The sequence below is a fragment of the Mesorhizobium sp. M7A.F.Ca.CA.002.15.2.1 genome, from assembly GCF_003998715.1.
Taxonomy (GTDB): Bacteria; Pseudomonadota; Alphaproteobacteria; order Rhizobiales; family Rhizobiaceae; genus Mesorhizobium; species Mesorhizobium ciceri.
On record NZ_RZPI01000012.1, the window covers coordinates 1 to 25,314 of the forward strand.

The following is a 25,314-nucleotide window of genomic DNA, read 5'->3' on the forward strand; positions in this document are numbered from 1 at the left end:
CGGTTCGTCAAGCGTTGATCGGCTGAAGACCCATGGACCGTCCGGCAGAGGATGAACGCCTTCGATCGACGCGAGTCCACCGAAGGCGATGCAACGCGGCTCGCCATTGTCAAGCAGACCACGCCAGCAGGAATAGCGCGGAATGTTGTGCTTGGTTCCCGTGTAGCGGACCGTCAGCTCGCGGCCGCAGCGCCGGCAGCGGACAAGGTCGGCGAGCAGAGCGTCGCCATGCTTGGGCGCCCCGTGATGCCGGCTCGTGGGCACGTGGTCGCTCACCATCTTGCGGATCGCTTCCGCCTTTCCCAGCCGACGTAGCCTTCGTGTGCACCCGGAATCAGCGCCAGCATCTCGCGCCTTACGGCGGCTGCGCGAGCGAATGGCGGCATCTGCGCGGTCTGCGCGTCGTGCGGGTTGGAGAAGATCGAACTGATATGTCGTAGGCTGGCGCGGTATGGACCTCTCCCCGGTTCGCTTCGTGAGGACCCGATGCTGCGCCCGAATCCTCCAATTGCGATGGGGTGTGGGAATTGGCCGTCGGGTCCTGCAGCAGTGTCACCAAGACGCCAAGCGTTCTGGGATCGATATGTGGGGCAGGGCAATGCGCCACGCGGTGCAGACCGCGATCAAACATCCAGGCCGGAACTTCCAGCCACCGATCGGAGGCGTGGCGGGAGAGACTGCAGCGGAAAACCTCCCGGTCGGCGTTCTCGATCACCTCATGAACGTGAACACAACGCCCGGCCCAAGGATGCCACGGATAAAGAAACTTGCGTTCCTCGGTCCTGTGGGTGTTCTTTCCTGGTGTTGTTCAACACCGTGAGGCCGCATTCCTCGCTCGCTATTTGACCCCGGCGGTCTTCGCCGGAACCCTCGCCGCAACCGGCTCCGACGCTGCACTCAATGAAGGCTTCGCGCCTCCGCCCGTTGCTCAAACCGCGCCATAACAGAAACGGCCGAGGCTAATCGCCACTGGTTGAAAGTTCAGTGGCAGGTCAGAGGGTCTGGCTCGACGGCCTTAGCTTCAGGCTATCCGGCCAATCCCGGCGATCACCCAGCGACACGATGACTGACCAGTGCTCAGCGCCACCGCCGGAGCTGCAAAAAGAGTTGCGTATGATTGAGCGTTCGACCACGTTGCTGTCGATCTTGATATGGCCTCGTCCAGGATGCGCGAGAGGCGCTTCCCAGCGCGAGAGCGTGTAGGGGATCGCCGCTGTGAGCTTGGTCTTCTGACTGATTTGGCCGAGCTTCTCTAGCCGCCCTGGGTCCAGTGCCGTGATGGTTGAGCACTTTTTGCCTGCGTGCAGCAAGGCCTCGTTGGCCTCGGCTACGGATGTCATCCTCGATCTTTTAGAGTTCGCGGATCCTTCTTAGCGCCTCGATCGGGCGCGGCATGGCAGAAGGCGAGCGTGAAGCCGCTTTTCGTCGGCCAGCAAGCGATGGCCCGCTATAGCCGTCGACCTGCAAGTTCCGGTAGAGAGCCTGCGAGATGAGCGATCGCACGCTGGGCCTTTTCGGTCCGGCGCATAGACATAAGACGCCCGGCGGTCCGCTCCCTCCCTAATCAGTCATCGCGGGCATAAATCCAGAGTAGGCCTGTCTTCGTCTTGCCGACCCCGGAACGAGCACCGGCGCGGTCGTCGCACGTCGGCGAAGAGTTTTGGCGAGGACTTCGGTTTTGCTAAAGCAACCGTTCATGGACCAGACGTAGGTGCCAGTCCGGCGCGGCCGACTACCGGCGCTGCCAGCAGCCTGGGCAAGCGAACCAAATTGTAGCCCGCCAAGTTATGCCGCGCCCGCGGTGGCACATCCTCGCAGCTTGACCTTGGCCATGCCGTCTGAGGTCTTGACTGACCGAACCCTCCTCTGACCCCTTAGGGCAGTGCTGACTGAGATCATAGCCCGGATGGCGCTTCGTGCGGTCATCGATCGCTATACGCGAGGCTTGTTGCTTTCTGCTCAAATGGGCGTTGAAGGCAACGCGCGGCGTGATCTTGCTCTTTGCAGGTCCTTGACTGGCGCGTCCTAGGCTTCGCCAGCGCCAGTCGATGCGCCGTCGCGGCGTCTGCGGTCCAACATAGCGAGAGCGGCATCACGCTCGCCTGTGCCAGGCCTGGGTATGAAACTTTCCAGTCAAGCCGGATTGGCCAGCACCTGGGTGCATAACCAACCTGTTGTCGCGGCTTCATTAGCATGAGGTGCCCGGAAACGAAGATACGTATGGACCCCGCCCCGCTTTCCAATTGAGCCTAGGGGCTGCTGATTCCTTCTTCGCCAAGGGTCGTGAACGGCGTGATCGACCAATGGATTAGGTTGATGGGACGATGAGTGTCGCCTCGGTCGAGCAATGGTGGATGAAACTGCGATGACATGTCCGATAGGATCTCTGTAATCGCCCTGCCTGACGCCCTGCCTTCAGGTTTTCGACATAAAATTTCACCTCGGTCACACCTGATCTTAATGTCGCCAGCGATCTAATCCAGTGTGCCAGGAATGAGGTACCGTACGGCCGCACTGCGAGAATGCCTTCTTCGCAAATCCCAGTCCTCGCCGTGACTGCTAGGTGCAATACTGCAAGCCAGCTGAACCAATTGAGGATCTGTCCCCTCATCGAGGCGCGGATTGACTTGGATGACGACGGGTCCAGGCTTCGTCCACGGAGTTCAATGTTCGTTGGCCCAGCTGAGGCCGTGAGCTTGCAAGCAATTCTGTGACACGTTGACGATACGATCATGCTCGTCATTAGTCAGCAGGGTTGGTTGGACAATTCACCTCTCGGAAGAGGAAATGGGGTGGCCGGCCGAAGTCCGCCAGCGGCAATAGCAATGACCTCCTTTCCCATCTTGTTAGCGCCGCTGGTTGCAATGGCGCTTGGTACTGAAGACTTCAGTGCAGCTGTTGGCGGTGCCCCAGAACTCGACCTGCTTTTGACGCCGAACCTTTCCGTTCTGTTCCCCATGCGGCAGTCTCGGCTCGATAGGAAGCATCGGCGATTCTTAGACAATGATAACTTCGTGGGGCCGCAGGCGATCCATTTAAACATCGATGGGGCTTTTCACCAAGCGCACAAGAACTCGAGGGACCCGTCGTGTCCTCGCGGCGAAAAAGATGCGACGGCGCAAGGCAAAGGCGCGTTCACATTGGACGGGAAGATGGTCGATCTACCGGTTATTCGAAGGGTCCGAGAAATCATCTCCATGGATCAGGGCGCCGAGTTGGCCGGTTGAAGCCTCGGCGGGTTGGGTCCATTCTGGACACATAGGTTACGGTTTTGGTCAAACCACACTGAGATGACACGACAGTTAGGCGTCATGTCGCTCTGCAATTATTGCTGTCGCGCCATCACATTTCGAGATAGATTACATCATTGCAGTCCGCCCTCGGAAGAGTACCCGTGGAAATCAGGCAGTTAAGATACTTTGTTGGCGTGGTCGAAGCAGGCAGTTTCACGAAGGCCGCTGGCTTTCTGAATGTCGCCCAGAGTGCGCTGAGTCTGCATGTGCGCCAATTGGAGGAAGGCTTCGGCACTCAGCTGCTGATACGCGACAGGACCGGCGTGAGCGTGACGGCGTCAGGAGCCAAACTCCTGGAGCGGGCGCGGGCGATTCTCAAAGAAATTCGAATTACCGAGGTGGAATTGACCAACACAGCCGCTTCCCCCGCCGGGGAGGTGACTATTGGCATTCCGTCTGGAGCTGCTCGCGTCCTGAGCGGTCCGCTGCTTGAGACGGTAAGACACGAACTGCCCAAGGTGTCCCTCAAGATGGTCGAGGGTATGACGGGACCGCTAGAGGAATGGATGGCGGCTGGACGCTTCAATCTGGCGGTTCTGTACCGCACTGCGGACAGTGTGGGGCGAATGACTGTGCTAGCGCGCGAAGACCTTTGTCTGGTGGTTCCGTCCGGCGAGCCACCGTTTGAAGATGCGATATCTCTGGCCGACCTGCATGCATTCCCCCTGGCGGTTCCCATGCGCAACAACAATGTCAGGCGTTCGGTGGCTGATGTCGTCGCACAACACGGTTGCGCGATGGACGTCAAGTTTGAAGTGGACTCGCTCTCAACGATCATCAACATGGTCGTAGAGGGAAAAGCGCATTCTATTCTCGCCCCGTCTGCCGTTCAGAAAGAAGCCTCTCAAGGGCTGGTCCGGACGGTCAAGATAGTCGATCCGGTAATTACCCGCTCCGTGGTGCTTGCTGTAAATCCCAAAGATGAGCGTTCTGCGGCCGTTTCTGCGGTCCGCAAGCTCATTCCGAAGGTCGCCAGAGAATTGATTGAGAGCCGGGGCTGGGTAGCATCGGCTCCTGACGCGACCTGAGAACCATCGATCTGTAAACAACGGCATGACTTCCTTCCTGTCGGAACAGATCGATCTGGATTCCAGATGGATTTAGGCACTAATCGATATTTGACCCGCTGCGACCATCGCGATGAAACTGGCTCAAGCGAGCTCAGCGGCTTCGAAAATTGAAACGGCGCTCGCATGGCCAGAATCACAAGTGGAGCCCGCGATGTCCCACGCCAGGAGCTACGAGCTCTTCATTAATGGCAAATGGCGAGCCGGTGGTAGCCGAGCCACTTTGCCGGTGATCAACCCGGCGACGGAGAAGGTATTTGCCTCAGTGGCCTCGGCTACGGTTCCAGACTTGGATGAAGCTCTTGCTTCGGCAGAACGCAGCCGCAAGGCGTGGTCCTCACGCCCCGCCAAAGAGCGTGGCGAGATCCTCGTCTCTGCCGCCAGCAATCTGGCTGAGAAAGCTGGCGCCGCAGCCAGGGACCTGTCGTCCGAACAGGGAAAGACGATTGCCGAAGCAACAGGAGAGTACGCGCGCGCAGTCGAAACGCTGGAATGGAATGGCCGGCATGCCGATGAGTTGTCGACCCCGATTCCGTTGGGTCCGAACAGGATGATCGTCCCGGAGGCCCTCGGTGTCGTCGCTGCCTTTACGCCGTGGAACTATCCAGCCGTTCTCATCGCCCGCAAGCTCGCCCCCGCGCTGGCGGCAGGCTGCCCGGTGATCCTCAAAGGGGCCGAAGAGACGCCAAGCGTGGCTGTCCATGTCGTGGAATCTTTGCGTCAAGCAGGGATACCGGAAGGCGTGGTCAACCTGGTGTTCGGTGTTCCTGTGCATATATCACGGCATCTGCTCAGTTCGCCAATTGTCAAAGTCTTGACGTTCACGGGGTCGACCGCTGTTGGGAAACAGCTGGCCACACTGGCCGCGAATAATCTGCAGCGCTGCATCCTTGAGCTCGGTGGACATTCCCCGGTTATTGTGTGCGAAGATGCCGACCTGGCAACGGCGATACCGGCTATTTCGGAATACAAATTCGAGTGCGCGGGCCAGAGTTGTAATGCGCCCAGCAGGATTCTTGTCGCCCGATCCCGCTATGAGGAATTCCTGTTCCGGATGACGGAGGCGGTCCGAAAAATCAGGATCGGTCCACCGGATGACCCTGCAACGCAGATGGGTCCCATGGCAAACGCGCGGCGAATCGAGGCCATGCAACGCCTGACCAAAGATGCGGTAGAGGGCGGCGCCCAAATCGAGACCGGTGGCATCCCCCTTGACCGACCGGGGTTTTACTGGCCGCCAACCATCCTGACTGGCGTACCGAAGGAAGCGAGAGTGCTTCATGAAGAGCCGTTCGGACCAATTCTCACCGTGGCTCCTTTCGATACGATCGAAGAGGCGATCGATGAAGCCAACGCCACGGAGTACGGTCTGGCCGCCTACTTGTTTACTGGCGCGGCCGATACGCAACAGAGGCTTGTGGGCGGTCTTTCTGCGGGCGCTGTTAGTGTGAATTACCTGAAAGGGGTTTCCGCTGATGCCCCTTATGGAGGAGTCAAACAAAGCGGCTATGGATATGAAGGCGGCGAGCAGGGGGTGCGAAGCTTCCAGATTCTGAAAATGGTCAATGGCCTCGGTTCATTTGGATAAAATCCGGTGGGAAACAGAACACGGACCATGGCCGGTAGCGACATCACAAGGAGCGTCGCCGACGCCCTTCAGTACATCTCGTACTATCATCCTCCAGATTATATCCGGTCTCTTTCTCACGCATACACGCGAGAACAGAGCCCGTCGGCGAAGAATGCCATAGGTCAGATTCTGCTGAACTCCCGCATGGCGGCCTTTGGGCGGCGCCCGATTTGTCAGGACACCGGACTTGTGGTTGTCTTCGCAAAGGTCGGCATGGATGCCCGCATTAAGTCAACAGCCAGTTTCGCGGATCTTGTGAATGAGGGCGTACGTCAAGCCTATCTCGATCCGGACAATCCCCTTCGGGCATCGATCGTTGCGGATCCCCTCGCTAGACGGGTCAACACCCGCGACAACACACCGGCAGTTGTCCATGTCGACCTGGTGCAAGGTAACCAGATTGAGATCACCATCGCCGCGAAAGGCGGCGGGTCGGAGAACAAGGCACGTTTTACCACCCTCAATCCCACCGCCTCCGTTTCCGACTGGGTGGTCAATACCGTTTCGACCCTTGGCAGCGGGTGGTGTCCACCTGGACTGATCTCTGTCGGCATCGGTGGTAGCGCTGAAAAGGCGATGCTGCTGGCCAAGGAGGCCATGAACGAGCCCATAGATATGGCGGAACTGATCGCAAGGGGGGCGTCAAGCGCAGAAGAGGGGCTGCGGATTGAGCTTTATGAGCGGATCAACGCGCTTGGTATCGGCGCCCAAGGCCTTGGTGGTCTGACGACAGTCGTTGACGTCAAGGTTGCGACCTATCCTACTCATGCAGCGTCCAAGCCTGTGGCGCTCATCCCGCAATGCGCCGCCAACCGGCACCTGAAGTTTACTTTGGACGGCTCTGGACCCATCAGCCTCCAGCCGCCCGATTTGCGCGAATGGCCCGACATCGGAGCCGACGAATTGAACCCAGCCGGCGTCCGGCGGGTCAATTTAGATACGCTTACGAAGGAAGAGACGGCATCGTGGCGCTGCGGTGAAACGCTCCTGCTTTCTGGAAAGATGCTGACGGGCCGTGACGCTGCCCACAAACGAATGGTCGAACTGATTGATGCCGGCAAGCCGCTCCCAGTCGATCTGAGGGGCCGCGTGATCTACTACGTCGGTCCCGTCCGGGCAGTGAGGAATGAAGTCGTTGGACCCGCCGGTCCAACAACCTCCAGCCGCTTGGACGATTTTACGGACAAGGTGCTCGCCGAAACCGGCCTTTTCGCGATGGTGGGCAAAGCGGAGAGGGGACCGGCGGCCATCGCGTCGATTGTAAGACACAGAACGCCATACCTTGCTGCAGTGGGTGGCGCTGCGTACCTGATTTCAAAGTCGATTAAGGCGGCGCGGATTGTCGCCTTTGAAGACCTGGGCATGGAAGCCATCTATGAATTCGATGTGCAGGACATGCCCGTCGTCATGGCTGTCGATGTTGAGGGAAACTCCATTCACAATTCCGGGCCTCTTGAGTGGCGTAAGCGTATGGCAGCCGACAGCATCGCACGCAACATCGGTGTTTGAGTCTTTCCGGTTGGGCGATTTCGGCCAGACCCGAGCGCCAAATTATCGGGCAAGCCATAAGACGAGCGGCATTTGCGGTGCCCTGCGCCTCGGCGAGCCGGCCAAGCAAGGCCTTCAATTCACCCTAATAGTTGAATGTGCGAGTGAATACTGCATTGAGTATGCCGTCCATGCGATCGAGGGTCGAATGCAGTCGCGCGTCTATCAAGTACGGCAGCGAGATTCAAGAAAATCGGTTATCTATTTATCATGGTCTCCGCCGCCGCCGACTATTCTCTCCAGCTGCACCATTGCCCCGTTGGGCGTTGGGGCGATAGCCAAATTACTTCTGCAGCTTTTCTCAGCGGATCGCTCACCCTCAGCTGATTTTCGTACCCCATTCTGGCACATCTCGGGCCTGGAACGGATGCCTTCCACTGCTACATTCGCTCGTTTCAATTGATGATAGAATTGATCGGCACACAACGCGATGTCATCGCTGAGAGCATAGGTTATGAAGTCGAAACCCGATCCCGTGCAACTCGACAGTTGGGACCTGCGGATCCTCTCCGAAATTCAGGCAGACGGTCGGATTTCAAAAAGTGAGCTTGCAAAACGAGTTCATCTTTCGGCGTCCGCCTGTTCGGAGCGGCTCCGAGCACTCAAGGCCGCGGGGATTATTGAGGGATTTTATGCGCGGCTGAGTCCTGCCCTCATCGGCGGCATGATCTTTGTGATGGTGGAGGTCGTGCTGGATCGTCATCGTCTTGAGGACCAACGACACTTCGAAACTGCTATCCAAGACATTCCGGAAATCCTGGACTGCTGGGCAATTGGGGGGCGCGTGGATTATCTGATGCGGGTCGCATCTCGTTCTATGGCCGCCTATCAGGATTTCATGGAGGGACTGCTGCAGGCAGGCTTGGGGATTGATCAATACTATAGCCTTGTCGTCACGAAACCAGTGAAGTCCAATTCACCGATACCTTTGTCCGCCCTGAGGCAACGGTAACCCAAAAGCTAAGTTTCAACGGCGTTTGGCACGGATCCCGTAGATTCGTCGGCAAAAGGCACCCATTCCGACGAAACTCAAGGGACATTTGCGGTATACTAATTGCTGGAAAAAGGTGGCCGAGCGCTATCCGCCAGTTGATCGCGAGCAAGGACGATGCGCTTGAGCAATCTGGAACCGATCTATTCCAGGAGAGGATCGAAGCAGCCATCGGACGCACTTGCCCAGCACGGTTACGGCGAGAAGCCAAACCGGATCGTGCCTGGTTGAGGAGGCGTCCATATCTAAGATGCGAAGTGCCGAAAAATGCCTCTACCGCTACTTCAAGGGGGGAACTTTCGCCCTGGATTGGCGATCAGTGGCGATTGAGCTTAGTCGCGGTCAGCGCATCCGTGTAGGGGGCGAAATCTACAGCGAGGGTTTGGCAAGCCGACGGGTAGCGGGAGTGCAAGCTGGCCCGCTCGGCCTTGGCGACCAACCCGGCCCTCGACGCCTGCGGACATTCGGAGATCGCGTTTTTACGTCCTAAGTTCGTTGCTGTTCGAGATTAGGAGATCGTCTGTCCTGTTTGACATTGCTGGTCTCCGCAGCCTTCTAAGCGAGGAGCATGGCTGTGCCGGGATCGCGTAGGTGGGTGACAAGGCCGGTCACTCCTGCCACCCGACGTGGTCTTTGAGAAGGTGGAGGTTGCGCTACCGGCTGGAGAGCATGGTGCCAGTTTTCACAAGACAAGGGTCGCTTAATCGAATGGGCGTCAAGTTCATAGATTGCGAACAGATCATGGGGGGATTTGAATAGTGCTACTGACCGAGGCAGAGCTGAAAAGAGTTGCGAATGCCAGTCGAGGACATAGAGCCGCATCGATCGTTCTAAAGGAAGAGACGGCCGCAGCTACAGCCAGATCGTCATTCGACGTTTTTCTGTCACATTCTTTCAAGGACGCAGAGATCGTTCTCGGTGTGAAGCGAATTTTCGAGGAGCTTGGGTTCACTGCTTACGTAGATTGGGTCGAAGATTCACAACTGGACCGCACAAAAGTCTCCTCGGCCACCGCCGAGTTGCTGCGGACCCGTATGAGGCAGTCAAAGACGCTAATCTATGTGCATTCAAACAATTCTCCAGGATCCAGATGGATGCCTTGGGAGCTTGGCTTTTTCGATGGGTTTCGGACCGCGGTAGCGGTTCTGCCCGTGGCAAAAAATTCTTCGGAAACATTCTCCGGGCAAGAATTTTTGGGCCTATACCCTTACATTGATGGGACAGGACCTGCATTCCTGTTTATGAACAGAGGGACCGCGCCTCGCTCAAGAATAGGCTCTGTAAGCTCGACTGCTAACCTCACGTTTGCCAAATCCTGGCTAAAAGAATTTACCGCCACAAAATAGACTGGTGTGCTTCAAAAATGAAATATCCTGGACTCTATAATAGCGCCGACGTGGCATCCAACGAGCAGCAGGCGACGTTTCTGCGCCTGATCCGGGCAGAGTACGTTCTTCTTTTTTTAGCGTCGGTGCTCTCTTTGGACTTGTCGCCATCAAAAGCCTATTTCGGTGTCTATGCTGCGGTATTTCTTTGCTCAATGGGAGTCCTCATTTTCCGGTCGGTCACAAAGCCCGAGCAGGTCTGGTATCAGGCTCGAGCTCTGGCAGAGTCGGTGAAGACATTGACTTGGCGCTTCGCGATGCGAGCACAGCCGTTCGATGACGCGCGCGCCGCTGACGCCAGAGCTGATTTTCGAAAGCTCATGGAAGGTATCCTTGATAGCAATCGTCACCTTGGTAGCGCGTTGAGCGGCACCGATTCAGCATCCCCCCAAACAACCGACCAGATGATGTCGATAAGGGACTCCCCGCTAAAAGAAAGAAAAGACCTATATCTGCAGAGACGAATCTGCGACCAACGGAAGTGGTACGAGAAGAAGGCGCGCTCGAACAAGAGGTCCGCGAAAGTCTGGATGGGCCTTGGTATTTTTGCATACGCTCTGGGATTCTCGTTCATCGTAGTACGCATCGCTGACCCCGCGATGCCAGGCTGGCCGACCGAGCCGCTAATTGTCATCGCCGCCTCCCTTATTGGGTGGACCCAGATCAAGAAATTTAACGAATTGGCATCGGCTTACACGTTGACAGCTCACGAGATCGGCTTGACTGCCGACCTTATTACGGACGCCAACTCGGATGAGGCATTCTCCGCCGCGGTGAACGAAGCCGAACTGGCTTTCTCACGGGAGCACACCCAGTGGGTTGCTCGTCAAAACAACTAAGAGACAACAATGGCATACAGCGATCCGACCTATGTAATATTTGACGGCGATGAAGACGCTTGGGCATACCGCTTTATGAAAGGGTGGAACGCCAGCGAGAATGTGAGTTTTGAATTCGCGAACGCTCACGATCTGGACAATATGACGAGCCGAGCACAGGACGAAGATTATGTTAAACGCAATCTTCGCAACAGAATGAATGGATCGAGCCAGGTACTTGTCCTGATCGGTGAGAAGACGAAAAACCTTTTTCGCTTCGTGCGCTGGGAAATGGAATTGGCTCTTGATCTAGGTCTGCCGATAATCGCAGCAAACCTTAACGGCTCGCGGCAACAAGATGTGAGCTGTCCGCCTATCATCAGGGACAAATGTGTTGTGCACGTGCCGTTCAAGATGAAGGCCATCAAGCACGCGCTAGCCAATTGGCCGAGCGAATTTCATCGGCTTTCAAACGCTCAGCGTGGCGATGGCGCCAGGAGCTATGGCGAAAGCACCTATCGCGATCTCGGCTTATAATCGCCACCTAAAAGCACTTAGCCGCCCAAACATCCTCGCCATCCGCTGGCGGCGACTAGCCTTAGCAACGTCCGCCAGCGTGTTCCGAGCTTGCCGAGCGATGATAAGAAGAGCACGACGTCCGATTTGCTGAGTTTGGCTGAAAGCTGCAGGTCATGTGCAACCTATTAGAGGAGCCCCGCTCGAAGCGTCGGATCGTCAGACAAGATCATGTCGCGCGAGGGCGCTGGTTTCGCGAGGAAAAGGAGCGGCTGTTCGATGTTTGAGGCTTGATCCAGCGTTTCGAGACTGCACGAGCGGCCAGCATTGATGGAGGCAGCTTTTCAGGCCGCGCAATTCTGTCGGCTCGCCCCCTCCTGCGAGCCGCAGCTCGGCTCGCCCTGCGCAGCAACCACGAATTTGCGATCGCAAGAAAGGCAACACGCTGACGATAGAACTTGGCGGCGCTGGTCGGCTGCGAATCAAGATGTCAATGGCAAGGAGCTCTCGCCGCGCGTCTTTGCCGGGCCGAACCTTCTGGCTATGCTCCTTCGAGAAGTCTGCCGAGCACCAGCCGCCGCACCGCCAAAGCTATCAATATGCGCGAGGGCACGACCTCAGCCTCTCAGCGCTGGCCAACCAGGTTGGAGCCTGTGCCGCGGCACGGAACCCGCTGCCTGCTGATCGAGGCGAATGTGCTTTGCCCCTGATCACCTCATTACCACCCTTGGGAAGGGCAAGACCGATCCGGACCGTCAGAATGTAAGGGATGACCGGCAGTTCGGCGGAACATGGCCGCCGGCGCTCTATCGTGCCTCGCGCGGCCGGCGGGAACAGCGTCCCGAGCGCTATTCATCCGTCAATATCGCCCGCTAATCGGGCACTATGCTGGGCGCATGCGCGTCGTAAGCTGTTCGTGTTTGCAGGACGCGCCCCCGACCCTCGGCTAAGGCGAAGGTGACGCCTTAGTTTTCACGGCAATTCGGGCCGATCCCGCGAATTTCACGGCGAATAACCTGCATTCCCGAGAAACTCAAGGGACGTTTCCGGTATGCTATTTGCTAAACAGGTGGCTGGCCGAGTGCCCTCCGCCAATTTATCGCGAGGAGAGGGACATGCGCTTGAGCAATCTGGGAACCGAGCAACTCCGGGAGAAGGATAGAAGCTTCGTCTTCCATCCTTCTACGCATCTGGCCAAGCACAGCCGAGGCGAAACGCCAAATAGGATTATGGCCGGTGCGGAAGGCGTCTATATCTGGGACACCGAAGGCCGAAGGAGCCTCGACGGTTTCGGAGGACTCTACTGCGTCAACATGGGATATGGATGCACGGAGATCGCCGAGGCCATTGCCAGGCAAGCACACGAATTGCCGTTCGCGCACGTCTATGCCAGCCAAGGTACGGAGCCGGTCGCCCTGTTGGCAGAGGCCGTGGTCGAGTATTTCGGTCAGAACATGCGAAGGGTCTATTTCGGCCTCTCCGGTTCCGATGCCAACGAAACCAACATCAAGCTGGTCTGGTACTATAATAACATTCTTGGCCGGCCCGAAAAGAAAAAGATCATCTCGCGAAATCGCGGCTATCACGGGTCTGGATTGGTCACGGGTAGCCTAACTGGCCTTCCCTTCTTTCACAATTTCTTCGACCTGCCTCTGGATTTGGTGCGCCATACAACCACGCCGCACTATTACCGCCAGGCGCGTGTCGAGGAGAGCGAGGAAGCGTTCTCCCGGCGCTGTGCCGATGAGCTTGAAGCCTTGATCCTGGCCGAAGGACCGGAAACGGTTGCAGCTTTTATCGGAGAGCCGGTACTTGGGACAGGAGGTATTGTGCCGCCCCCCAAAGGGTACTGGACGTCCATTCAAGCGGTGCTCGACAAATACGATATCCTTCTAATCGCGGATGAAGTGGTCTGTGGCTTCGCGCGAACCGGCGAGAAGTTCGGTTCCCACCTGTATAACATGCGTCCGGATTTCGTGACCATCGCAAAGGGTTTGAGTTCCGCCTACCTCCCCATCTCCGGGTCAATCATTGGCGACCGTGTCTGGTCGGTTTTGGAACAAGGAACTGAGAAGCACGGCGCACTCGGCCACGGCTGGACATATTCGGGGCACACGCTTTGTGCCGCAGCCGCGCTCGCCAATATTCGACTGCTTAAAGAAAAAAATATTCTGGAGCATGTCCGCGATGTTGGACCGTATTGGCAAGACCGGATGAAGGCCGAGCTGGCGGGACATCCCATCGTTGGTGAAGTTCGCGGAGTGGGTATCCTGTCGGCCGTAGAGATGATGCGGGACCCAAAACAAAGGATACCATTCGAACCCGACCTTCAGGTCGGGGTGCGCACTGCAGCTGCTCTGTTTGAGAATGGTGTCATCGGACGGGCCATGCCGCATGGCGACATCCTCGGTTATGCCCCCCCCCTGATCATTACCCGAAAAGAGATCGACATCATTGTCGACGCGACGGTAAAGTCGGTCGATACCACCTATCGCGCGCTGAAGGCCGAGGGTGCCGTATGATTTTGCGATCGCGAAGGAGCGAGTCCGGAGGCAGGCATGTCCCTGCGCGCTACTGCGCCGAGCAGACCCAAAACTGTTGAATTCCAGATATCTGATCTTGAGCATGCTCCGGGCTATTTCAGTCACGATTTGTAACCGAATCAGTTCTGCCGCCGCTGTCCTGTTGCCCAACGACCAGGACCTCTGTGCGGCGCGCCCTGCGGGTGTACCTCCCCGCCGGCAGGGCGCCCTTTTTGACCCACGTAATCAGTATCATTATGGCCCGTGCGGGATCGAGGGTCTGGTAAAGGTCATCTGCACGTTCCGATGCAGATTGAGCTTAGACGTGCCCTTTACATCATTGCAGCGGGCCATAATCATTGCGGTGAATTTTATCACGTCAGGTATATAGAAGGACGATACTCACACGCCACCCCGTTCACAAGGAAAGGCATTTTAATATTGTTGAGACGATTTGCCTATCAAAGAAAAGAAAGCATCGCAACACTTCTTTGCGGATCACGGCGCCCCGGGTGGGGGATGAGCGGCTATCCGAATTGTTATGCTAATGCCGACCCAAATTCCTGCAAAAGCTGGGGTCAATGATGGCTTTTGGTCAGCGCAGGATGATTTCTCCTGATTTGGTCGGTGCAGGGGCGGTCATGATTTAATGCATGGAGATTCTCTGATTGAGCTGTTGAGATCATGAGGCGTCTGCCAGACGCCCATCGGGTGAGCCCAGCATGATTGGGATGACCGACGAAGATCGAAAGTGTGGCAGCATTCTGGAGCCCGGTCAGCCCAGCGACGCCCGCGAATTCAATCACGTTTGTCGGGACATACACGACGCAGCCGGAAGGCGTGCAGAAAGAGGAAGAATCGAGCGCGACGATGACGAGGCACATGCCACTTGTTTTCGAGACATTCCTTGAAAGACTGTCACAGAGTATCGATGAGGCAGATTTCCGGGATGCCATGGCTGAGGCGGCCGGACGACTTGACCTAATCTTCTTTGCCTACCTCTCCTTGCCAGCACGGCCTTCCGGCAAACCGAGGTTAATTTCAAACTATCCACCCCGCTGGACCAGACAGTATCTGGAAAATCAGTATGAGAAACTCGATCCTGTGGTCTTGCGTGCTCGAAATGGCGGCTGCCCGTTTCACTGGGGATCGAATTTGGGAGGCGATAAAATGTCGCCGGCTCAACAGCAGCTATTCGATGAGGCGGCTCAATTCAGCATCTGCTGCGGTTTGACGATCCCAATTGTCGATCTCCGCGGCCGCATCGCTGCGGTTACTTTTGCCGCCGATGAGCCTCGTCCAGTATTTCTTCGGGTCGCTGAGCGGTACGAACAAGCTCTTCAACTGATGGCGGCCTGCTTTCATCGTTGCGTTCGCCGCAAATTGCCGAGCGATCGAACAGTGGATGGGGTTTCGCTGACATCCCGCGAATATGAGTGCCTGAGGTGGGCAGCGCGGGGTAATTCAGCCTGGGTGACCGGCCGCATCTTGGGTATCAAGCCACGCACGATCGCTTTTCATTTGGACAATGCCAAGAAGAAGCTAGGCGTGCGAACCCAAAATCAGGCTATAGCCCTTTTGGGGTCCGAAGGGTCCTCAATTGTCTGAGAAGCTTTTTGATCCCCTTGTGCTCGGGCCATTCGATCGCGCGCTTTGTATCGAGCGTTGACTGGATGCCGAGATCTTCTGTTCCGCCGGCTCGGGCGATGCAGCCGTATTCTTCCAGTCCGCGCCGGTGATCATAGTCTATGGGTGCTCGAGCGGGTGTGTCGTCGCTGACGAGCTAGTTGTGGAGCCTCAACAGGTTGTCCTCGGTTAGAGCGAGGCGACTGATAGGTGTTTTGGACTTTAGGCTCCCGTGGGGACGGTGCCAATTGTATCTGTGCAGCCAGACCGGCAACTCTGCGGCGCGGTGATCTGAAGTCGGATAAGCGATGGCATAAGCCCATTCGCGCAGTGCTGTCTGGATGAAGCGCTCGGCCTTGCCATTGGTCTTGGGTGTATAGGGTCTTGTCCTGACGTGCTTGAGGCCGAGATCGCGGCAGGCCTTGGCGAAGGCCTTTGATCTGTAGCAGGAGCCGTTGTCGGTCATGACGCGGGCTATCGTGACGCCGAGGCTGGCGTAGTAGGCCACCGCCGCCTTGAGGAAGGCGATGGCGCTTTCTTTTTTCTCGTCGGGCAGGATCTGCGAGAAGGCGATGCGGGAGGCGTCGTCGATGCAGACATGGACGAACTCCCAACTGCTGCCGCGCGAGCTGGCATTGCCGGTGCGCTTGCCGGTAATGCGATGACCGATGCGCTCGAAACGACCGAGCTTCTTGATATCGATATGGATCATCTCGCCAGGATGCTCGCGCTCGTAGCGTCGGATCGGCTCGGCCGGTTCGATATCCCGCAACCGCGACAGTCCGGCACGCTTGAGAACCCGGCTAACGGTGGCGGGCGAGACGCCGACCTCATGGGCGATGTGCTTGCCGGTCCAACGTTGCCGCCGCAGCGCCATGATGCGCTCGGCGATCAACGCAGCGGTGGCCTGCGGCATATTGGCGGGCCGCGAGGAACGGTCGATCATGCCGGCCCGCCCTTCGGACTTGTAGCGCTCGACCCAGCGCGCCACGATCTTGGCCGACACGCCGTAGACACGCGCCGCATGGGCTTTGGAGAAAGCGCCTTCTATCACCGACAGCGCCATCTCCTCTCGACGCAGCGGTGTGAGACGGGCATTCTTATGGATGTTCATTCGGACCCTCCGGTGAGTGCTGAAGCTTGGTAACTCCAGTCTCCCCGGTCCGGTCCGAATGGACAACCTCCCGAAAGCTCACAGCTAGTCGTGCGGTTATATAGTTTCCGAGGATGGCCCGCTTGCATACCTGCCTGCCGGTAATCTCTAACCCTTGACTTAGGGCGATGGCTATCGGTTATGCGGCTTGAAAGCGAAGAGGTGGACCCTTCGTCGAGCGCCGGTACGATATGGAGTGCTGCTCCGGGCTAATACCCATCCAGACAGAGCGGAACCTTCTATCACGTCAGACGCTCGGACAGTTGCCAAACCCCGATTTCCTGGGAACTGAATTGTGCTCGCCACCGGGTCCATTTTGCCGGCGCGTCTGTGGTGCAGGCCCCGATCAGCCTGACCAATGGCACAGGAACGCTTCTATGACCGAGCACTGCGAATTTGTCAGCTGGCGAACAATTCCTTGTAGCCGCTCGTCACCATCCAGTTCGCACGGTCGAGATGACTACGAAGCGCCTTCCTGGCGCGCTCCGGTTCAAGTGCCGGATCAATGCCGAGGATCAGTTGGGCCATTTCCTCTTCGGGCGCCTCATCGGCTGAGGCGTCCAGGAGCCTCATATAGATGGTAAAGTGCGCCCTGTCGTAGGCGGTAAGACGGTCAGACCAAGGGACTTCGTCGAGCAGTGTTGAGCTTTGAGTCCTATCTGTTCCCGTTGATTGATTCATGTCTGCCGCGAACCTCGCATGTTGATCGCTGGATCCAAGGCAGAATATCCCAAAATGGGATAATCCGAAACGGGGATTAGTCGCTGAGCCGGTCTCTACCTGCCGGTTCACCTAAATGCCCAAATCTCTTCGATCTCCCCGCCACCAGCGGTTTCTGGCCCAGTTGATCTCACTGCGCAATGTCAAAGGGCTGACGCAGGCGCAGGTGGCTGAGAAGCTTGGTCGTCCGCAATCTTTCGTGGCGAAATATGAGGGTGGCGAACGGCGTCTCGATGTCATTGAGTTTCTCGACGTAACTGCGGCCCTCGATGCTGATCCGTGTGAGATTCTGTTGAGCCTGCGCACGTAGTGGGCGCCCGCGCCCATCACCGCGCGTGCCGTGTGCCGGTGGGTCGAGCCCCGATTTTCTTGGCTCTGGCGTCTCGACCATTCCGCTGCGCCTCCTAGCGCGTCGTTAGACTCTCGCAATTCGCTCTGTTTTGTGCCTTTCTCAGCAGGTGGCGCCGCATCCTTCTAGGCCCGCCGCGGCGTCCCGCAACCCTTAGCCAGCTGTGAGCTTTCAGTAGGTTGTCCATCCGGCCCTTCGGATGCGGTGCGGCTCAGACGGCGGACCCGTTCCTGTCATGATTCGCCGCCGCACCCATTCCTGGGAAGCAGCCATTGGCGAGCGGAGGACAAAATGATGAGACAGCGAAGCGCTGGGCCATCCGCGCTGTGGTGATACGTCGATGCATGGCGGTTGCGCGACTTCGTTGCTTGAAGCGAAGCGACCGCACCGCCCATTTCGTCAACTGGCGAACAAATCCTTGTAGCCGCTCGTCACCACCCAGTTTGCACGGTCGAGATGACTGCGAAGAACGTTGCGTGCGCGCTCAGGTTCGCGTGCCGGATCAATGCCGAGGATCACTTTGGCCATTTCCTCTTCAGTGGCGTTGTCGGCCGAGGCGTCCAGGAGCCTCATATAGGTTGTAAAGTGGTCCTTGTCGTAGGCTGTAATGCGGTCCGACCAGGGGACCTCGTCGGCGAACGGCGTGTTCGATCTGGGCTGCAACATCGCTAATTCTATCTCCGGCCAATGGACCCGCGAAGCCCTGTGCCTGCTAAATGTGGATTACATATTATAGTTGATAAACTCAAGCCGCCTGATCCGCTGGCTTGCGTGCATGGATATGCGCAAGTTGGTCGGACGGAATGTGCAGAGGATCAGGCAAAGGAAGCGCCTGACGCAGGAGCAGCTTGCGGAGATTTCCGGGTTCAGTCAGCAGTACATCAGCGGCTTGGAGAAAGGCCGAAGAAATCCGACAATTATCACGATCTATGAACTGGCATTGGCCCTCGGCGTCAGCCACATGGATCTGGTTCGGCCCGACAAACAGGCATGATACACCCGCCCTCCAAGTAGCTGGCCGCCTGATGGCGCGCGCCGGGTGCTCGTGAACCCAGGCTTTTCTTAGGGTCCCCCGGCAGCCCCTGCCATTTGGCTCGCCCTGGCCCGGCGCACCCTATTGGACAGTCGGCCGCTGCGGTTTTTGTCAGCCTTTCCTGGGGCGGTCGGCATTGCCTTTTAGGCCCGCCGCGGCCTCCCGCAACCTTCGCTCTCGCTTCAGGTCCTTCTCTTGGTTACGATCCTTCGGATGCGGTTCGCCTCTTTCAGCGGGCCTAATCGCTTTCTGCCGCCCACCCCACGGGGACAGCCACGCGAGACTAGTATGGAGCGTTGCGGTTAGCGCACGAACAGCAAAGGAACTGAAAAAACAGGCAACTGTCGAAGCATGGCTGAACCAGCCATCGTGTCGGCATCTTGGAGCCGCGTGTTCGCCTTGAGGCCCTGCCGGTAGGATCCCTGCAGTTGAAGTCATTGTCGGCATTCTGACAACAATGGACATGAACCGCCGAACTATCAAGGCGACCAGGTTGTTGTCTAGCAATGGTTTTCCGAATCGGCACGGCACTTGCGTTACCAAAAACAAGTACGCCGCGGCACGGATCGCCCAAGAGGCTGAACGACCTGATCTGTTTGACCCTCGCAGCAGGGGTGGATGGCTAACACAAAGGAAACTTTGAAGGTGGACGTTTTCGAAAGTTCTCCAATACCTGTCAGGAAAACACGGACGCCATCTTTCTCGGTGGATCTAGCCTTGCTGGGAGTCGCATTCGTTTGGGGGGCGAGCTATCCGGTCGGGAAAGGCGCACTGTTCTACGCGCCGGTTTCGATACTTGTTCTTTATCGCTTCCTGATTACTACGATCATTACGGCAGTGGCTGCAAGACATGAGATCGCATTGGTCTCCTGGGGCGATTTCATCCGCGGCTTCGCATTGGGAACAATACTTTTTTGCATCTTTATTGCTGAAACTTACGGCGTTGCATCGACAAGCGCAATGAACACGGCCTTGATCATATCGCTTTGTGTGATTTTCACGCCGAGCATCGACTATGGGCTATCACGGCGACTTCCACCTACGGGCATTTTGGCAAGTGCTGCCATAGCGTGCATCGGTGTCGGCATTCTCACTGGCGGGATCAGCAGGTTCAGCCCGGGTGACGCGCTTGTCTTGGGGGCCGCGATTCTGCGAGCGGTTATGGTCGTTTCCACCAAACGCCTTCTGGCCGGCCGGCAGATTTCATCTGCAGCCCTGACGGCCATCCAAGGATCGACGGTGGCAACACTTACTTTCGTTTTGGCCGTCGCTCAGTTCGGAATTTCAGGCCTTGTTGTGAGGGCCACCCTTCAGTTTTGGGGCGCTGTTGCCTTCCTTGCACTCTTCTGCACCCTCGCTGCATTCTACATTCAAAATGCCGCAGTGAGAAAATCCACACCGACACGGGTTGGCTTCTTGATGGGAACAGAACCTTTTTTTGGTTTCGTTCTAGCGCACCTTCTTCTGAATGAGCCTTTGACAGTACCGAGCTTGATAGGCGCAGGCCTCGTCCTCGCTGCGACGTTTGCTGGCATCTGGTTTGAGAGCAGGACATCCAAATGAACCCCATCTTGGCTTCCACCAAACCCGCCATCGGCGGCATTTCGAGTTTTGAAGATCTGGAGGCTTTTCCGGACCGAACCGCACCAGTTGCAACCATGTTCAGCGGCGGTCTCGACAGCACCTATCTTCTCTACAAGCTGCAAAGCCTTGGCTTTGCGAACATTGAAGCTGTCGCAGCGGATGTCGGAACGCGCATCGATCAGCCTTTGTTGGAACGGACGGCAGCCATGTTCGGCGCGCGCTTTGTCTGCCTCGAAGGGCGGGATGCCTTTGTCGAACAAGGCGTGAAATCAGCCATTCGAGCCCACGCCAAGTACCTTGGCATCTATCCGTTGAGCAGTTCGTTGAGCCGTCCCATAATCGCATCTTTGGTTGTTAATCATGCTAGGTCAATCAACTCACGGCTGGTTCTTCATACAGCAAACCTTTCTCAAAACAGTCTTCCGCGCCTTAACAATAGCATTAAGCGCTCAGGATTTTCCGGCAACTTCGGCAGTCCGTATGAATGCTCTGTGATATCCCGACAACAGAAGACCTCCGACCTGTCCAAGTGTGGAGCGACTTTTGTGGCGGACCGCACGTGGAGCGCGGACGAAAACCTCTGGTGTCGGGAATTCGAGTCGGGGCCTTTGGAAGATCCCGAGAACTTTTCCATCCCCGAGGAGGCATTTGCTTGGACGCGCCACATTCCCGCAGAGCAGCCGGTAGAGATCAAACTCGGGTTTGCAGACGGAAGTCTCGTGTCAATTGATGACCGTGATGTTGCATTGGTCGACGCAATCCCGTTCCTGAATAACACGGTCGGCAAATTCGGGCACGGCCGCTTTGTCGGGCTTGAACACATCACAACCGGCCAAAAGGTTCTCGAAGTCCGCGAGGCCCCTGCCGCGGCCATTATCTTCGACGCGCTGCGTCACCTCGAAACCGCTTCTCTTGACGTGGCATCAATCGTTTTGAAGCAAGGGCTTGAGCAAGCCTGGTCCCAAGAGGCGGTTTCAGGTGCATGGGGCAGTACTATTCACCAGATGTGCGAACGGGCCATTGCATCCGCCCTCGAGGGCGTTAGCGGGAGCGTCAGCTACATAGTCGATCACACACGCTTTTTACCTCGGTCGATCCGAGCCAGGACGCCGAGATACATTAGGGACCGCGACCTTTGGGAATACCAAGCCGCAACCCACATAGCGTTGTCCAAAGCGTTCCGTCCTCGCCAAGTCACCAAAAGGGAGACACCCGTGGAAAACAACGCACCCCAGGCGCCGGCCAACCTCAGTCAACAATGCACTGACGGTCTGGTGACAAATGGATGGTGGTTTTCAAAAGGCGAGCGCGCCGAAGCCTGCTTTGGCATCGAAATTGATGCAGCCTGGAAGAACTTTGCTGACCATTGGAATCGACTTCTTCTCGATGAATACATGCGTGACGGCGGAACATATCGTTACCGGCGCTATAGCGCTTTTGAATATGACGCGACTGACGGAATCTTTAGGCTCCTACCCCACGCCCCCTACGAACAATCAAAAAGTGTCAATCATCTGAATGGCGGCTTCAAGCGCCACTTCGAGCCCCTTGAAAACTCCTTTATAGACCATCCCGTCTTAGAAAAGATTCTGACAGGTTTCTGCAGAATTCTATGTGAAGCCGCCCGACATGATCGTTGGAATATCAAGATCCATCCCTACCGGATTGTCGCGCGCGATGGTGTAAATGGCAAACCGGCACCCGAGGGCCTTCACCAGGACGGGGTGGACTTCATTGCTTGCTATATGATTGGGCGGGTCAACGTCACCGGCGGCATGAGCATGATCACCGACGCCTCAAAGGAGTTCCTCGGCGAGGTCGAAATGAACTCCCCGAATGATTTTGTGATCTGCAACGACCGCGAAACCTTTCACGATGTATCGTCGATTGTGGCCGAAAACCTGAAAATGCCGTACGCTTATCGCGACGTCCTTGTGATCGCCTTCGAGAAATTATAACGCCCAGCGCGCCGAGAGCATTTTCAACAAGGTTCAATACTGCTTGGTATCCTCTCGGGTGTTCCTGGTGCGGGAACAATGCAGGATTAATTTCTTGCATCTAAACACCTAGATAGCAGTTTCGCCTCTCTGGTATGATGGTTTTTGGCCTCGCGGATCTCGCGTAATACGAATGACCGTGGACACCCCCGATCTTCGCAAGAAAGTGAGAAATTATCCTCATGCTGTCCGACGAGGTGGTCTGCGGCTTCGGAGGCACCGGGAACTGGTTTGGTAGCCAGACATTTGGGATGGAACCGGACATGCTCTCGATCGCCGGGGGGCTTTCATCCGGTCACCTGCCCATTGGCGGCGTCATTATCTCGACAAGATTTATCAATGCGCCGCTGACGAGGCCCACAAGGTCGGCGTGTTCGGTCACGGTTTCACCTACTCCGGTCATCCGGTGATAGCGGCCGTCGCCGCCGAGGCGATCAGGATCTACAGCGAGATCGATTTCGTGACCCAGGCGCGTCGTCTCGGCGATCACTTGCATGGAGCCCTCGCGGACGCGCTCGGCGACCATCCGCTTGTCGGTGAAGCCCGCGGCCGCGGCTTCATCGCGGGGGTTCAGATCGTCGAGGATCGTGCGCCCGTCGCGTCTTCGCGCCCGAGCTGAGGATCGGCGATGTCGAGCGGCGGTGCCGCGAGCACGGCGTCATGATCCGCAATATGGGAGAAGTGCTTGGAATCTGTCCGCCCTATATAATCACCGAAAGCGAGATCGACCCCTTGGTTGACGGCATTCGTTCTGCACTCGACGGCGCCGCTGCTGCGAATTCCCGGGTCGGTCGGGTGGCATGAGTTCCAGCATTAAGACCGACTGCTTCACTTCAGTGGATATTATCGAGCAAACGCTCACCCGAGGGGTGCACTTCATCCGTGTCCGGTACAAAACGTCACCCATGTCTCAGGTCGGGCACGCCGCTCGCCAACGACACCGAGTTCGGCCTCGCGGCCTACTTCTACACCGGCGATCTCGGTCGCGCCTTCCGCGTGATGGAAGGACTGAAGTACCGGCGTCAATGAAGGCCTGATCACCACGCCGGAGGTGCCGTTCCGCGGCGTCAAGGAATCGGGCCTCGGCAAGGAAGGCGGCCTCCAGGGCATCGTGGATTATCTCGACACCAAACATGTCTGCATCGGCGGTCTCGGCGTCTAGTGGTTCCCGCCTGACATAGGAGTCCAATCAGAGATTCCCTTTCTGGCCTGCGCGTGCGAGTCTGGCGCATGCGCACAGGAAGATCGTTCACCGTTTCGTCGGCCGATCGCGTCCGTCTGACGGCGCTGATCAGGGATCGCAACGCCCCGCAAAAGCATGTCTGGCGCGCCGAGATAGTGCTTTTGCCCGCCGACGGCGTCGGCACCGGCGAGGTCATGCGCCGCATCGGCAAGTCGAAGACCGACGTCTGGCGCTGGCAGGAGCGCTTTGCCGCGGAAGGCTGTGACGGGCTGCTGCGCGACAAGACGCGACAGTGGCGCATTCCGCCGCTCGGTCCCGATGTCGGCGAGCGCGTCGTGGCACTGACGCTTGCCGATCCGCCGGGCGAGAGGACCCACTGGACCGCCGACATGATGGCGCAAGCCGCCGCAATCAGCGCCAGCGCCGTCAGGCGCATCTGGAAGGCGCATGGTCTCGCACCCCACCGCTGGCGCCAGGTTCAAGCTCTCCAATGATCCGAAGTTCGTCGACAAGTTGCGCGCCGTCGTCGGCCTCTATCTCGATGCGCCGGCCCATGCCATCGTTCTGTCGGTCGATGAAAAGAGCCAGATCCGGCGCTCGACCGCACCCACCCGGCCTGCCGATGAAGAAGGGGCGGCTCGGTACGATGAGGCACGACTACAAGCGCAACGGCACCACCACCCTGTTCGCCGCCCTCAACGTCCACTATTGTCCCGTTGACGAGAATATCATCTTAGTTGCTTGTAAAAATTTGTTCTCCACTTCCGTCTCCATCGTATCTCAGTCAACGCGATGGAGCAGGAAATGACTACAAACATTGTGAAACTGGAAGAAGGCAGGGCAATCGGCTCTAATCGTGACGTGCCGCTGTCAGATCATGAGGCGGAAGCCCTAGGGCATCTTGCGGTGGCGCTGAGTGGCATTTCGACGACCATTCGGTCCGCCGCCTACAAACACGCGCTAAACTCTAGTCACGCGATGAAGCCCCTAAAGGAGACGGAGGACGCGCTTACCGACTACGACGCCTTGGCGAGGGCGGCGGGCCGAAAGCAGCCGAAAGCGGCGGAGGAGGACGACAGGAAGGGGGACGCCCTAGCGAGAGAGGCCGCCGCACAGGTCAGCAGGGTCGATCAGACCCGATCTTCCCGCTGGAGCAGACCGCGAAGGGTACCGGTGGCATCAACGGACTACGTTCGGCAGGTGGTCATGGCAGATAGTCAGCTTGGAGCAGTGTCGGCACTGGTAAACGCGCGGCGAGTGGCTCCAGAACGCTTCCATGCTTCTGTTCCCAGTGTAGATAATAATCCGGATGCTCCGCTTCTGACCTCTTTTTCGGACTATCTGAGCAGGGTGTGCGGACTGGAGTCAAAGTCCCGCGAAGGCGTTCTCCTGGGCAGCCGCCGCTTTCTGGATTGGTTCCATCACCACCATTCCCGGCCAAGCCCTCGGCGCGTTGACGGCTGAGCATGTCCTTGCCGCTGTCGAACATCGGCTGTCACTATCGGCGACCTCCGGTACCCGCACCGGCAGCAACTTCTCACATCGTATTGGGCTGGCCACCACGACCAGAATCTCGCGCGCGTCGTCCCCAGGACGCCCCACTGGCGTTTGGCTCATCTAACCCTCGAACTCGGCTACGGCCCGTCGACGGTCTTCTTCACATGGGTCGGATTCGACGAAATGGACGAGGTCACAGGCGACGGCCATGCTGAACTGCTCGACGACGGCTCCATCGACATCACCTTCTATCACAACGGCGACGAGGCAATCCTCAAGGCCAAACGGGACACTTCTTCAACGGCCTGCTAGGAGATCCGTGTTCGCCTTGCGCTGACAAAGAAGCTCACACATGACGTCCGGGAGACGATGCTGGCAAATGGTCTGGCTGAAGCATTCCAC

General features: G+C 57.5%; 21 protein-coding genes and 4 pseudogenes. 20 read left to right on the plus strand and 5 right to left on the minus strand.

What is annotated here, in order from left to right; genetic code table 11:
• The coding region (locus tag ENZ74_RS01730; protein ID WP_348630674.1) for a recombinase zinc beta ribbon domain-containing protein at positions 1-264 on the minus strand (264 nt) is incomplete at its 3' end.
• Positions 265-807: 543 nt separating this feature from the next.
• On the opposite strand from ENZ74_RS01730, the pseudogene ENZ74_RS34905 reads away from it, so the two are divergent.
• Positions 808-944 (plus strand): annotated as a pseudogene (locus ENZ74_RS34905) (IS3 family transposase); the annotation flags it as partial.
• A gap of 48 nt (positions 945-992) precedes the next feature.
• Here the strand turns inward: ENZ74_RS34905 and ENZ74_RS01735 are convergent.
• Entirely contained in the window at positions 993-1,340 is a 348-nt protein-coding gene (locus ENZ74_RS01735; protein WP_063169310.1) for a transposase, read from the minus strand.
• 1,485 nt (positions 1,341-2,825) lie between these two features.
• Between ENZ74_RS01735 and ENZ74_RS01740 the strand changes: the two genes are divergently transcribed.
• The 10 genes and pseudogenes from ENZ74_RS01740 to ENZ74_RS01785 all read left to right on the plus strand — a co-directional run bounded on the left by ENZ74_RS01740 (position 2,826) and on the right by ENZ74_RS01785 (position 15,378).
• Complete coding sequence (locus ENZ74_RS01740) at positions 2,826-3,227, plus strand: hypothetical protein (protein ID WP_063169309.1); 402 nt, start codon at positions 2,826-2,828, stop codon at positions 3,225-3,227.
• A gap of 167 nt (positions 3,228-3,394) precedes the next feature.
• Positions 3,395-4,321, plus strand: a complete 927-nt coding sequence (locus ENZ74_RS01745; protein ID WP_063169308.1) for a LysR family transcriptional regulator — start codon at positions 3,395-3,397, stop codon at positions 4,319-4,321.
• A 193-nt stretch (positions 4,322-4,514) separates the two neighbouring features.
• The gene (locus ENZ74_RS01750) at positions 4,515-5,948 is read left to right on the plus strand and encodes an NAD-dependent succinate-semialdehyde dehydrogenase (RefSeq protein WP_063170369.1); all 1,434 of its coding nucleotides are present in this window, start codon (positions 4,515-4,517) and stop codon (positions 5,946-5,948) included.
• A 27-nt stretch (positions 5,949-5,975) separates the two neighbouring features.
• Positions 5,976-7,499 carry a fumarate hydratase gene (locus ENZ74_RS01755; RefSeq protein WP_063169307.1) on the plus strand — a complete coding sequence of 508 codons (1,524 nt, stop codon included), beginning with the start codon at positions 5,976-5,978 and terminating at the stop codon, positions 7,497-7,499.
• A 493-nt stretch (positions 7,500-7,992) separates the two neighbouring features.
• A complete protein-coding gene (locus ENZ74_RS01760) occupies positions 7,993-8,490 on the plus strand; it encodes an Lrp/AsnC family transcriptional regulator (RefSeq protein ID WP_063169306.1) in 498 nt (165 codons plus the stop codon).
• Between the two features lie 1,402 nt (positions 8,491-9,892).
• Positions 9,893-10,753 carry a DUF4231 domain-containing protein gene (locus ENZ74_RS01770; protein ID WP_063169305.1) on the plus strand — a complete coding sequence of 287 codons (861 nt, stop codon included), beginning with the start codon at positions 9,893-9,895 and terminating at the stop codon, positions 10,751-10,753.
• A 9-nt stretch (positions 10,754-10,762) separates the two neighbouring features.
• The gene (locus ENZ74_RS01775) at positions 10,763-11,269 is read left to right on the plus strand and encodes a TIR domain-containing protein (RefSeq protein WP_063169304.1); all 507 of its coding nucleotides are present in this window, start codon (positions 10,763-10,765) and stop codon (positions 11,267-11,269) included.
• Between the two features lie 483 nt (positions 11,270-11,752).
• A pseudogene (locus ENZ74_RS34910) lies at positions 11,753-12,173 on the plus strand (transposase); the annotation flags it as partial.
• A gap of 190 nt (positions 12,174-12,363) precedes the next feature.
• Positions 12,364-13,770 carry an aminotransferase gene (locus ENZ74_RS01780; RefSeq protein WP_063169303.1) on the plus strand — a complete coding sequence of 469 codons (1,407 nt, stop codon included), beginning with the start codon at positions 12,364-12,366 and terminating at the stop codon, positions 13,768-13,770.
• Between the two features lie 870 nt (positions 13,771-14,640).
• Positions 14,641-15,378 carry a LuxR family transcriptional regulator gene (locus ENZ74_RS01785; protein WP_082826574.1) on the plus strand — a complete coding sequence of 246 codons (738 nt, stop codon included), beginning with the start codon at positions 14,641-14,643 and terminating at the stop codon, positions 15,376-15,378.
• A gap of 175 nt (positions 15,379-15,553) precedes the next feature.
• Here the strand turns inward: ENZ74_RS01785 and ENZ74_RS01790 are convergent, their stop codons facing one another.
• Positions 15,554-16,510, minus strand: coding sequence for an IS481 family transposase (locus ENZ74_RS01790; protein ID WP_063169302.1), 957 nt, complete (start codon positions 16,508-16,510; stop codon positions 15,554-15,556).
• 438 nt (positions 16,511-16,948) lie between these two features.
• Positions 16,949-17,230, minus strand: coding sequence for a DUF2285 domain-containing protein (locus ENZ74_RS01795; protein WP_063169301.1), 282 nt, complete (start codon positions 17,228-17,230; stop codon positions 16,949-16,951).
• A gap of 115 nt (positions 17,231-17,345) precedes the next feature.
• Here ENZ74_RS01795 and ENZ74_RS01800 point away from each other — a divergent pair, with 115 nt between their 5' ends.
• On the plus strand, positions 17,346-17,579 hold the full coding sequence (locus ENZ74_RS01800; RefSeq protein ID WP_082826573.1) for a helix-turn-helix transcriptional regulator: 234 nt from the start codon (positions 17,346-17,348) through the stop codon (positions 17,577-17,579).
• Between the two features lie 438 nt (positions 17,580-18,017).
• Here the strand turns inward: ENZ74_RS01800 and ENZ74_RS01805 are convergent, their stop codons facing one another.
• Positions 18,018-18,284, minus strand: coding sequence for a DUF2285 domain-containing protein (locus tag ENZ74_RS01805; protein ID WP_063169299.1), 267 nt, complete (start codon positions 18,282-18,284; stop codon positions 18,018-18,020).
• A 109-nt stretch (positions 18,285-18,393) separates the two neighbouring features.
• Between ENZ74_RS01805 and ENZ74_RS01810 the strand changes: the two genes are divergently transcribed.
• The 8 genes and pseudogenes from ENZ74_RS01810 to ENZ74_RS01845 all read left to right on the plus strand — a co-directional run bounded on the left by ENZ74_RS01810 (position 18,394) and on the right by ENZ74_RS01845 (position 25,224).
• Positions 18,394-18,612 (plus strand): helix-turn-helix transcriptional regulator, encoded by a 219-nt coding sequence (locus tag ENZ74_RS01810; RefSeq protein ID WP_029354714.1) that lies wholly within the window; start codon positions 18,394-18,396, stop codon positions 18,610-18,612.
• A gap of 657 nt (positions 18,613-19,269) precedes the next feature.
• Positions 19,270-20,214: a DMT family transporter gene (locus ENZ74_RS01815; protein WP_082826572.1), complete on the plus strand. Its 945-nt coding sequence runs from the start codon at positions 19,270-19,272 to the stop codon at positions 20,212-20,214.
• Positions 20,211-22,193 carry an argininosuccinate synthase-related protein gene (locus ENZ74_RS01820; RefSeq protein WP_063169298.1) on the plus strand — a complete coding sequence of 661 codons (1,983 nt, stop codon included), beginning with the start codon at positions 20,211-20,213 and terminating at the stop codon, positions 22,191-22,193. The genes ENZ74_RS01815 and ENZ74_RS01820 overlap by 4 nt, the downstream gene beginning before the upstream one ends.
• Before the next feature lie 221 nt (positions 22,194-22,414).
• The gene (locus ENZ74_RS35645) at positions 22,415-22,642 is read left to right on the plus strand and encodes an aminotransferase class III-fold pyridoxal phosphate-dependent enzyme (protein ID WP_263485461.1); all 228 of its coding nucleotides are present in this window, start codon (positions 22,415-22,417) and stop codon (positions 22,640-22,642) included.
• Positions 22,603-22,851 (plus strand): aminotransferase class III-fold pyridoxal phosphate-dependent enzyme, encoded by a 249-nt coding sequence (locus ENZ74_RS35650; RefSeq protein ID WP_063169297.1) that lies wholly within the window; start codon positions 22,603-22,605, stop codon positions 22,849-22,851. The genes ENZ74_RS35645 and ENZ74_RS35650 overlap by 40 nt, the downstream gene beginning before the upstream one ends.
• Before the next feature lie 308 nt (positions 22,852-23,159).
• A pseudogene (locus ENZ74_RS01830) lies at positions 23,160-23,394 on the plus strand (aldehyde dehydrogenase family protein); the annotation flags it as partial.
• Positions 23,395-23,462: 68 nt separating this feature from the next.
• Positions 23,463-24,118, plus strand: a pseudogene (locus ENZ74_RS01835) (IS630 family transposase); the annotation flags it as partial.
• Positions 24,119-25,023: 905 nt separating this feature from the next.
• Positions 25,024-25,224, plus strand: a complete 201-nt coding sequence (locus ENZ74_RS01845) for a hypothetical protein (protein ID WP_244514237.1) — start codon at positions 25,024-25,026, stop codon at positions 25,222-25,224.
• Positions 25,225-25,314: the final 90 nt, after the last annotated feature.

Coding starts and splice junctions, on each gene's coding strand:
- ENZ74_RS01740 (WP_063169309.1), top strand. CDS start 2,826: ATGACCTCCTTTCCCATCTTGTTAGCGCCGCTGGTTGCAATGGCGCTT.
- ENZ74_RS01750 (WP_063170369.1), top strand. CDS start 4,515: ATGTCCCACGCCAGGAGCTACGAGCTCTTCATTAATGGCAAATGGCGA.
- ENZ74_RS01775 (WP_063169304.1), top strand. CDS start 10,763: ATGGCATACAGCGATCCGACCTATGTAATATTTGACGGCGATGAAGAC.
- ENZ74_RS01780 (WP_063169303.1), top strand. CDS start 12,364: ATGCGCTTGAGCAATCTGGGAACCGAGCAACTCCGGGAGAAGGATAGA.
- ENZ74_RS01755 (WP_063169307.1), top strand. CDS start 5,976: ATGGCCGGTAGCGACATCACAAGGAGCGTCGCCGACGCCCTTCAGTAC.
- ENZ74_RS01790 (WP_063169302.1), bottom strand. CDS start 16,510: ATGAACATCCATAAGAATGCCCGTCTCACACCGCTGCGTCGAGAGGAG.
- ENZ74_RS01770 (WP_063169305.1), top strand. CDS start 9,893: ATGAAATATCCTGGACTCTATAATAGCGCCGACGTGGCATCCAACGAG.
- ENZ74_RS01800 (WP_082826573.1), top strand. CDS start 17,346: ATGCCCAAATCTCTTCGATCTCCCCGCCACCAGCGGTTTCTGGCCCAG.
- ENZ74_RS01795 (WP_063169301.1), bottom strand. CDS start 17,230: ATGAATCAATCAACGGGAACAGATAGGACTCAAAGCTCAACACTGCTC.
- ENZ74_RS01785 (WP_082826574.1), top strand. CDS start 14,641: ATGACGAGGCACATGCCACTTGTTTTCGAGACATTCCTTGAAAGACTG.
- ENZ74_RS01805 (WP_063169299.1), bottom strand. CDS start 18,284: ATGTTGCAGCCCAGATCGAACACGCCGTTCGCCGACGAGGTCCCCTGG.
- ENZ74_RS35645 (WP_263485461.1), top strand. CDS start 22,415: ATGCTGTCCGACGAGGTGGTCTGCGGCTTCGGAGGCACCGGGAACTGG.
- ENZ74_RS01820 (WP_063169298.1), top strand. CDS start 20,211: ATGAACCCCATCTTGGCTTCCACCAAACCCGCCATCGGCGGCATTTCG.
- ENZ74_RS01815 (WP_082826572.1), top strand. CDS start 19,270: ATGGCTAACACAAAGGAAACTTTGAAGGTGGACGTTTTCGAAAGTTCT.
- ENZ74_RS01735 (WP_063169310.1), bottom strand. CDS start 1,340: ATGACATCCGTAGCCGAGGCCAACGAGGCCTTGCTGCACGCAGGCAAA.
- ENZ74_RS01760 (WP_063169306.1), top strand. CDS start 7,993: ATGAAGTCGAAACCCGATCCCGTGCAACTCGACAGTTGGGACCTGCGG.
- ENZ74_RS01810 (WP_029354714.1), top strand. CDS start 18,394: ATGGATATGCGCAAGTTGGTCGGACGGAATGTGCAGAGGATCAGGCAA.